Genomic DNA, 1,481 nt, shown 5'->3' on the forward strand with positions numbered 1-1,481 from the left:
GGCAGGGGAGTGGGTAAAAATACAGCCTTTTTACTGCCTTATATAGGCCAAAATAAAATCACCAATTTGCTCAATATCGTTAATATCTAACGATACTCTATCACACTCAATGGGAATTTTATCACCAGCAAAAGCAATCACATTAACATCATTTTCAAAAATATTAGGATGATTGAGCGCTTGTCTTTGTAGCTCTATTTTAGGGAAAATTTCGTGCTTAAACCCCTCAACCAAAATCAAATCTAATTGCTTCAAATTCAGCTGTTCAAACAATGCAAACAGTCCTAATTCTTGCTCAGTATAACGATTGATTAGGGCAAATTTATCAGCAGAGCTGATGAGCACTTGTTCAGCACCTGCGTGGTAACATTCGTAACTGTCTTTTCCTTTATGGTCTATTTCAAAATTATGATGTCCGTGCTTTAGATAAGCAAGGCGAATATTTTTTTGTTTTAAATATTTGATAAGTTGAATGATTAATGTGGTTTTCCTTGTGCCACTAAAAGCAGAAAAACCTAATATTGGCACATTTTTAATACGATTTACTTGAGTTAAAGAGGCGTAATCTTGTGGCGTGTTCAGGTTAATGAAGAAATCTTGATATTGAGATAAATCAGCAATTGCCAATGTATGCTGCTGATACCACAAATCGATTTTTCGATCATCGGTAGCTAAATAAGCCAACAAACTGCTGAGTAAATCAGTTTTTAGCAAGGCAAAAGTAGGCTGCAATCTATTGCCATCATGTGCCACACAAATTTGTGCTTTTTGTTTTATTAGTTCGGTTTTTAGGGTGGTTAATAATTCTGATCCAATCATCGGACAATCACAAGGTAATACTAACAAATAAGGTGTTTTAGCAACCTCCATAGCTTTGGCAAAGCCTGCCAAGGGGCCTTGAAAATTTGTTGTATTATCTTCAATAATTGGGTTTTTAATAAATTTTTGATACCTTTTTTGGTTGCGATTGGCATTAATTAAAATACTATCAACTTCATTTTCAATCACTTCAATTATATATTGAATTAGTGGTTTTTGGTTGAGTTGTATTAGCCCTTTATCTTGACCATTCATACGACTAGAACGACCTCCTGCCAAAATGACTGCTGTTATTTGTTGATTGCTAATAATACTCATGGTGATGGTTTTTGATCGACAAGTTGTAAAGTTTTGCTTATGATATTATGCGTTATTTATTCGGTGTTGTAATGACAATACTGTGTCCTTTGTCTAATGAAAGTTACTTATTATCAGTGATTTTTTTAACAAGATTGTTTAACCAGTGCTCCAGTCTCTTTATGAACACCATTCTCGTTATAAAAATTAAGAACCAACCAATACTCATCATTCAATTCTAAATTTTCTTTTTTAGCCAACTTGATAGAGACCTTTGCATAAATATGAATAATCATCAAAAATCCACTTTTCACCCGCTTGGCAATTTTTTAAACCCAGCCTTAGCCCTGCTAGGACAAGGTTTA

At 34.0% G+C, this 1,481-nt stretch carries 2 protein-coding genes; both read right to left on the reverse strand.

Annotated elements, in window-relative coordinates; all coding sequences use genetic code 11:
- Nucleotides 1-30: 30 nt before the first annotated feature.
- Nucleotides 31-1,137 (reverse strand): molybdenum cofactor guanylyltransferase MobA, encoded by a 1,107-nt coding sequence (gene mobA, locus CRYPD_RS07640; RefSeq protein WP_138146977.1) that lies wholly within the window; start codon nucleotides 1,135-1,137, stop codon nucleotides 31-33.
- Between the two features lie 125 nt (nucleotides 1,138-1,262).
- Nucleotides 1,263-1,412, reverse strand: a complete 150-nt coding sequence (locus CRYPD_RS08225; RefSeq protein WP_171004404.1) for a hypothetical protein — start codon at nucleotides 1,410-1,412, stop codon at nucleotides 1,263-1,265.
- Nucleotides 1,413-1,481 lie beyond the last annotated feature (69 nt).

Source organism: Bathymodiolus heckerae thiotrophic gill symbiont, assembly GCF_900180345.1.
Classification (GTDB): domain Bacteria; phylum Pseudomonadota; class Gammaproteobacteria; order PS1; family Pseudothioglobaceae; genus Thiodubiliella.

Bases quoted from the DNA above. Each gene is read 5' to 3' on its own strand.
- mobA (WP_138146977.1), bottom strand. From the start codon at position 1,137: ATGAGTATTATTAGCAATCAACAAATAACAGCAGTCATTTTGGCAGGA.
- CRYPD_RS08225 (WP_171004404.1), bottom strand. From the start codon at position 1,412: ATGATTATTCATATTTATGCAAAGGTCTCTATCAAGTTGGCTAAAAAA.